Source organism: Longimicrobium sp. (assembly GCF_036554565.1).
GTDB lineage: Bacteria > Gemmatimonadota > Gemmatimonadetes > Longimicrobiales > Longimicrobiaceae > Longimicrobium.
This window is the reverse complement of the sequence record NZ_DATBNB010000377.1, coordinates 1-6601: the sequence shown is the minus strand read 5'-3', so window position 1 is coordinate 6601 and position 6601 is coordinate 1. Positions and strand designations below refer to the sequence as shown.

General features: G+C 67.4%; 7 protein-coding genes. 5 read left to right on the top strand and 2 right to left on the bottom strand.

Going from position 1 to position 6601, the window contains the following annotated elements; translation table 11 throughout:
* Positions 1-957, top strand: a 957-nt coding sequence (locus VIB55_RS10485; protein WP_331876609.1) for an aspartate ammonia-lyase, incomplete at its 5' end; no start/stop codon positions are given.
* Between the two features lie 7 nt (positions 958-964).
* Here VIB55_RS10485 and VIB55_RS10480 read toward each other — a convergent pair.
* Positions 965-1153 carry a hypothetical protein gene (locus tag VIB55_RS10480; protein ID WP_331876608.1) on the bottom strand — a complete coding sequence of 63 codons (189 nt, stop codon included), beginning with the start codon at positions 1151-1153 and terminating at the stop codon, positions 965-967.
* Positions 1154-1390: 237 nt separating this feature from the next.
* On the opposite strand from VIB55_RS10480, the gene VIB55_RS10475 reads away from it, so the two are divergent.
* The 3 genes from VIB55_RS10475 to VIB55_RS10465 all read left to right on the top strand — a co-directional run bounded on the left by VIB55_RS10475 (position 1391) and on the right by VIB55_RS10465 (position 3820).
* Positions 1391-2299, top strand: coding sequence for a helix-turn-helix domain-containing protein (locus VIB55_RS10475; protein ID WP_331876607.1), 909 nt, complete (start codon positions 1391-1393; stop codon positions 2297-2299).
* A 224-nt stretch (positions 2300-2523) separates the two neighbouring features.
* Entirely contained in the window at positions 2524-3135 is a 612-nt protein-coding gene (locus VIB55_RS10470; protein ID WP_331876606.1) for an outer membrane protein, read from the top strand.
* Between the two features lie 82 nt (positions 3136-3217).
* Complete coding sequence (locus VIB55_RS10465; protein ID WP_331876605.1) at positions 3218-3820, top strand: outer membrane beta-barrel protein; 603 nt, start codon at positions 3218-3220, stop codon at positions 3818-3820.
* A 718-nt stretch (positions 3821-4538) separates the two neighbouring features.
* Here VIB55_RS10465 and VIB55_RS10460 read toward each other — a convergent pair.
* Entirely contained in the window at positions 4539-5780 is a 1242-nt protein-coding gene (locus VIB55_RS10460; RefSeq protein WP_331876604.1) for a DNA polymerase IV, read from the bottom strand.
* A 239-nt stretch (positions 5781-6019) separates the two neighbouring features.
* On the opposite strand from VIB55_RS10460, the gene VIB55_RS10455 reads away from it, so the two are divergent.
* Positions 6020-6601: RNA polymerase sigma factor (locus tag VIB55_RS10455; RefSeq protein WP_331876603.1), on the top strand; the 582-nt coding region annotated here is incomplete at its 3' end.

Genomic DNA, 6601 nt, shown 5'->3' with positions numbered 1-6601 from the left:
GCCAACTGGGCCATCGAAGACCTGGTGCGCGCGCTGGGCGAGCTGAAGGACGCCTTCCACCAGAAGGGCACCGAGTTCGGCCACGTGCTCAAGATGGGGCGCACGCAGCTGCAGGACGCCGTGCCCATGACGCTGGGGCAGGAGTTCAACGCATTCGGCGTGACCATCGGCGAAGACATGGACCGGCTGCGCGAGGCCGCCGCGCTGATCCGTGAAACCAACATGGGCGCCACGGCCATCGGCACGGGCATCAACACCGATCCGCGCTACGCCGGCGTGGTGTGCCAGCGGCTGTGCGAGGTCACGGGGCTGGAGCTGATCACCGCGCCCGACCTGATCGAGGCCACCTCCGACACGGGCGCCTTCGTGCAGCTGTCCGGCATCCTCAAGCGGGTGGCCGTGAAGCTCAGCAAGATCTGCAACGACCTGCGCCTGCTCTCGTCGGGGCCGCGGGCGGGGCTGGGCGAGATCAACCTGCCGCCCATGCAGCCGGGGTCGTCGATCATGCCGGGGAAGGTGAACCCGGTGATCCCCGAGGTGGTGAACATGGTGTGCTTCCAGGTGGTGGGGAACGACCTGACCATCACCATGGCGGCCGAGGCGGGGCAGCTGCAGCTGAACGTGTTCGAGCCGGTGATCGGCTTCAACCTGTTCCAGTCCATCGACATGCTGGTGCGCGGCGCCGTGGTACTGCGCGGGCGGTGTGTGCTGGGGATCACCGCCAACGTCGACCGCCTGCGCGCCATGGTGGAGAACTCCATCGGACTGGTGACGGCGCTGGTGCCCTACATCGGCTACGAGCGGTCCAGCGAGCTGGCGCTGGAGGCCATGGCCACCGGGCGCGGCGTGTACGAGCTGGTGCGCGAGAAAGGCTGGCTCCCCGAGGCGCGCCTCGCCGAGATCATGACCCCCGAGGGCATGACCCACCCGCGTCCCATGCCCATGCAGGACGCGTAGACGAGCATCACTCGGCGTGCGCCCATTCATTGGCGGCAGCGAGCGCCTCGCGTAGATCTTCCCCGAACTCGAGGAGCGCGTCCGCCACAAGGAGGTCCATCGGAAGGACGGCCTCCGGAGAAGAGCGAGCGAGCATGATCGACGCATTGGCAATCGCTTCAAACGCCCCGAAACGGTCCAAGAGCACTTCTAGCAAACGCATCGGAGAAGCGTTGGGCCCGCGCGTAGAGTAACGATGGTGTGCGCCGCAGGGCTCCAAAGCAGGCGAATTGCGCGCTCCAACGCGATCCGGCTGAGCATTTCTGGTGGCCATTGGTGTCTCTGCGCAAGAGTGGCTAGTACGTATCCCAATATCGAATATATTCGATTTTGGGATAAGAGCAAGTCTACGCTACTGTGCCGCGAGCTCCTGTATCCCAATCGCCGAGCGTTGATGGTGAAGCAGCATCAGAAAGACGCGAGAGCGGCGCTGTTGAACCTGCTTCGGCAGATGCGGCTCGAATCGGGATTGCGCCAGGAAGAACTGGCGGATCGGCTCGGGCGACCGCAGTCGTTCGTCAGCAAATACGAAACGGGGGAGCGCCGGCTCGATGTGCTGGAACTTCGGGCAATTTGTGAGGCCTGCGGCGTTCCGTTAGCGGAGTTCTCTGACCACCTCGAGCGACTTCTCTGCGTCTCGGAAGGGAGGAATGGGATGAGTACGCGCGGGAGCGTGCTTGAGCGGCACGTCGCTCACCGCTACCGGCAGGAAGGTTACGACGTTGTCGTGCATCCCAGTGCGGATGCCTTTCCCTTCGATCTTGATGGGTTTGAGCCGGACCTGATCGCGACGCGCGGCGACGAGAAGCTGATCATCCAGGTCAGGAACTCCGTGATGAGCGGCTCCATAGACCGGCTGATCGAAGCGGCCGACCGGGTCCGGAACTCCCCGCCGTGGCAGCTTCTCCTTGTGACGGAAGATGACGTGCCGGGAGCGGTGACGCCCGGTGAGGACTTGGCGCTGCCAACCTGGGAAGAAATTCATCACCGTCTCGCCGGAGTCGACCAGGTGATGGATAGGCCGGCTGGCCTGCTGCTGGGCTGGGTGGTCGTCGAGGCGGCGCTCCGGCGGCACGCGTTCGAGTCCGCTCTACCTATACAGCGGCTTCCTACGTCAGCGCTCATCAAACTGTTGTACACGCAAGGCGAACTTCCCGCGGACACGTTCGAAACGCTGATCCGGCTGCATCACCAGCGCAATCGACTCGCGCATGGCTTTGCGTTGGAGGATACCACTGGCGCAGCGGGGGAATTACGCGCTATACTTGAGCATCTGCTTGACTTTTGGAGACAGCCGGCGTAAGCACCCGCCCGAAACGCTCGTAGACCCTCCCAGCAACGACTCCACTCGACACGATTGTCCCACATCTGCATCCGCGTGTGTCCGCAATCGGGCACACCCGCGAGGCATGTTTTCACGTAAGTCGTTTCTCTAAAACAATCTCCGGAGCGGCATCGGGGGTGCCAATCCGGGGCGCGGGACCATCCACCCCCATTCGCTTTCTCACAGGAACAGAAAACCACATCATGAAGCGCACACTGATCGCCTCCGCCCTGTTCGCGGGTACCATGCTCTCCGCGGGCAGCCTGGACGCGCAGGTCTCGAAGAACTCCGGGTTCCTGCTGAACCTGCACGTTGCCGGAAACACCATCGAGACCACCCTGGAGGATATGGAATCCGACCGTGAGAGCGGTGGCGGGCTGGGGCTGGGGATCGGCTACGGATTCGGGGAAACCTTCGCCCTCGTGATCAACCTCGATGCGGCGAGCGTCAGATCCGACGAGGAGGGCGAGGACGCTGAAGACCTCGCGCTGGCGCACTTCGACATCGGCGGCCGGCTGAACTTCGGCAGCACCGAGTCGGCGCTCCGCCCGTACGTGAACGCGGCGTTCTCGGGCGTCGCCGAAGGCACCACCAGCGAGAATGAGGACGAGAACGTCACCATCAGCGGCGCGGGCTTCACCGTCGGCGGTGGCCTGCAGTACTTCTTCTCGCCCCGCCTTGCGCTGGACGCGGGCCTGCAGGGCAGCTTCGGCAAGTTCACCGAGATCCAGGTGGGCGACCAGTCCGCCGATATCGACGACGACGTGAAGTTCACCACGGCCCGCCTGCAGCTGGGCGTGAGCTTTCACCCGTAGCCTTGTGATGGCGAGCGAGGCGGAGGCCCGACAAGGGCTCCCGGCTCGCTTCGCACCACGAACCTCTTCCACGAGTTGTCCCATGCGCAACATTCTTCTCGCCGCCGCCGGCGCCGTGCTGGCGGCGTCCACGGCCCACGCCCAGGTGTCCGACAACCGTGGCTGGATGGTAAACGCCCACGTGGCCGGCGCCTCCACCGGTGGCGCCGCCGAGGATGCCGAGATGCGGCGCGGCGGCGCGCTGGGCCTGGCGGTCGGCTACGGCTTCTCCGATCGCCTGGCACTGCTGGTGAGCGCGGACGGGGGGCGGGTGAAGTACCCAGGCCCCGTGATCGCCGACGCCGGCCCGAGCGGCAGCTATGACCAGGTGACGGTGGACATTGCCCTGCGCGCCAGCTTTCTGGACGAGCACTCGCCGCTGCGGCCGTACCTGACCAGCGGCATCACGGGCGTGGCGGAAAGCTCGCGACTGGACTCCACCGGAATTGTCACCTCCGGCGGCGGCATTACCATCGGCGGCGGGGTGCAGTACTTCACCTCGCCCAAGGTGGCCCTCGAGGCCGGCCTGCTCTTTACCGCCGGCAGCTTCACCGGGTTCGAGGTGGAGGGGGAGAAGTACGAGTACGACGAAGGGCTGGGATTCGGCCACTCGCGACTGCAGCTGGGGATCACCTGGCACCCCTGACAGCGACGAGTTTCTCGCACTCGGACCAACGGCGCGGCGGCGCGGAGGACATCCTCCGCGCCGCCGTTCATCATCTCGGCTCCGGCGCATTCCGTGGGTGGCCCCTCCTCCGGCAAACTGCGCCGGGAGACGGGAGAACTTCGATTGCGGCTGGAGGGTTGCCGATGCATGCCTCTGCGAGCCCCCTCCCCCCGGCCCCCGTCCCCCGCTGCGCAGGGGAGGGGGAGACCTGATCCGCGCTCCGGCTGGCGTGGTGCACTCGGCCGGGAACGTTGGCGACGAATGGTGCGCTTCGAGAAGCCCGGCGCATGCCCCTGGCCGCCCTCTCTCCCCGGCCCTCTCCCCCGCAAGCGGGGGAAAGGGAGAATTCGACTGCGCTTCGGCTGGCGTGGCGCGCCACACTGGCTCCCGTCCCCCGCGCTGTTTGCGGGGGAAGGGCTGGGGATGGGGGGCGGCCGCCGTCGCACTCCACTCGTATCGACGCACCAAATCCCGAAGTGTACCCCCTCTCCCACGCTGTTTGTGGGAGAGGGTGGCACGCGTGTCAGCGCGGCCGGGTGAGGGCCCCACGGCAGCCGCGGCCTCGGCTACAGTGACCGCTGCCGCGCCTTGGCTGATGGCCGCGGCTAGATTCTTCGCCCCGCGCGGCTCGTCGCGCGGCTCGTCGCGCGGGATGGTGCGGGTCAGGATGACAGGCTCTGGTGAAGGCTGCCGGTGCCTACTCCTCCACCGAGCCCCCACGGCCCCGGTGGCGGTCCTTGGGGTCGCGGTGGGCGATGCGCGCGGGCACCAGCGCGCCCTTCCCGTACTTGCCCGTCACCCGGTCCGTCGCCTCCGCCAGCTTGCGGTCACGCGCCGTCTCGGGACCGCCCGGAGTGTCCGCGAAGAGCGCCGGCTCCCGCTCCTCGTCGCCCATCAGCTTCGACACGCCCACCCCCAGCAGCCGCGCCGCGCCCGCCCGCTTGGCCAGCAGCTCGCGCAGAAGCTCGCGCGCGATGGTGAAGATCGCCCGGTCGGACTCGATGGCATCCGGCACGGTGCGGCTGGCGGAGCGGTCGGTGAAGTCCGCGTAGCGCAGGCGAACGGTCACCGTGCGCGCCCGCAGCCCGTCTGCGCGGAGCGAGGCGCCCGTCTCCACCGCCAGCATCATCAGCCGCGTTTCCAGTTCTTCCGGGTCGGAGATGTCGATGGGAAAGGTGCGCTCGTGCGAGATGGACTTTTGCGGACGCCGCGGCGCCACGCCGCCGAAATCCTCCCCGCGCGCCAGGTGGTAGAGCCACTGCGCCCGGGAATCGCCCACCCACGACGTCAGCGTCGCCAAATCCAGCGGTGCGATGTCGCTCACCTGCGTGGCACCGCGACGACGCAGCGTTTCCGCCAGAGCGGGGCCCACGCCGGGGATGTCGGAGAGGGCGAAGCGGCTCATGAACGCGGCCTCGCCCCCCGGCGGAACGATGTGCACGCCGAACGGCTTGTTCACCGAGGCCGCCATCTTGGCCAGTGTGCGCCCGGTCGCCCCTCCGATGGAGATGCTGATTCCCGTGCGGTCCATCACCGCCTGCTGCATGCGGCGGCAGGTTTCCTCCAGCGGTTCGCCGTGGTAGAGCAGCTCGGTGCCGGTAAGGTCCAGGTAGAACTCGTCCACGCTGGCCGCCTCGACCACGGGCGAAAACTCGTCGAGCACCGCGCGCACCTCCTTGTGCTTGCGGTTCACCATCTCGCCCGGGACGGGGACGACCACGCCTCGCGGGCAGAGCCGGATGGCCGTGGCCATCGGCATCCCGGCGTGCACGCCGAACTTGCGCGCCGCGTACGAGGCCGACGTCACCACCCCGCGCCCCGTGGCACTTCCGCCCACGAGCACCAGATCGGAACGCCCCGCGCCCTCCGGGTCCGCCAGCATGGCGCAGCGAACGAAGTACGAGTCGCAGTCGGCGAGGAGGATGCGTGGGATCGGCAAGGAAGTGTCGCGCGAAAGTTAGGGCGCGAGTAGACGATTGTGAGCGGATGATGAGCGGCGGCGAGCCGGGGTGGCGCCATCGCGGCTGCGGAAGGATAATGCGCGCAGCGGCGGAAGGGTATCGGGCAGAAGCCCACGCCATCCGCCGGATTGGTTAGATTGGTAGTCCCTCCATCCTCCCCCTGCTTCCACCGCCAGCGCGGCGCGAGGCAACCTTCCGCGATGCCCCGGCATCAATCATGTCCGGACCCCTCGAGCGGACCATGGAAGAAACCGACATCCACCTGATCCACCAGGCCAAGCACGGCGACGGGGCCGCGATCCGCGAACTGTATCAGCGGCACGCGCAGCGGGTGTACGCCGTGGTCAAGCGCCTGGCGGGCCACGACGAAGCCCTCGCCGAAGACTGGGCCCAGGAAGCCTGGGTGCGTGCCATCCGCGCGCTTCCCACCTTCCGCGGCGAGTCGCGCTTCACCACGTGGCTTCACCGCATCGCCGTCAACAGCGCCCTGCACGGACGCCGCAGCCGTCTGCGCAAGGCGGGACGCGAGACGGCGATGGTGGACGACAGCTTCTCCGTGCGCCCCGCCGCCGAGAACGCGCTGCTGCGGCACAAGCTGGAGCGCGCCATGGAGCGCCTGCCCGATGGAATGCGGAAAGTGCTCGTCCTCCACGACGTGGAAGGCTACACGCACGAGGAGATCGGCGAGATGCTGGGCGTGAACCCCGGAACCTGCAAGAGCCAGTTGTTCAAGGCCCGCGCGAGGATGCGCAAGCTGCTCAGCCCGCTGCCGGCCGATGAACCCGCGGAGGAGGAGATG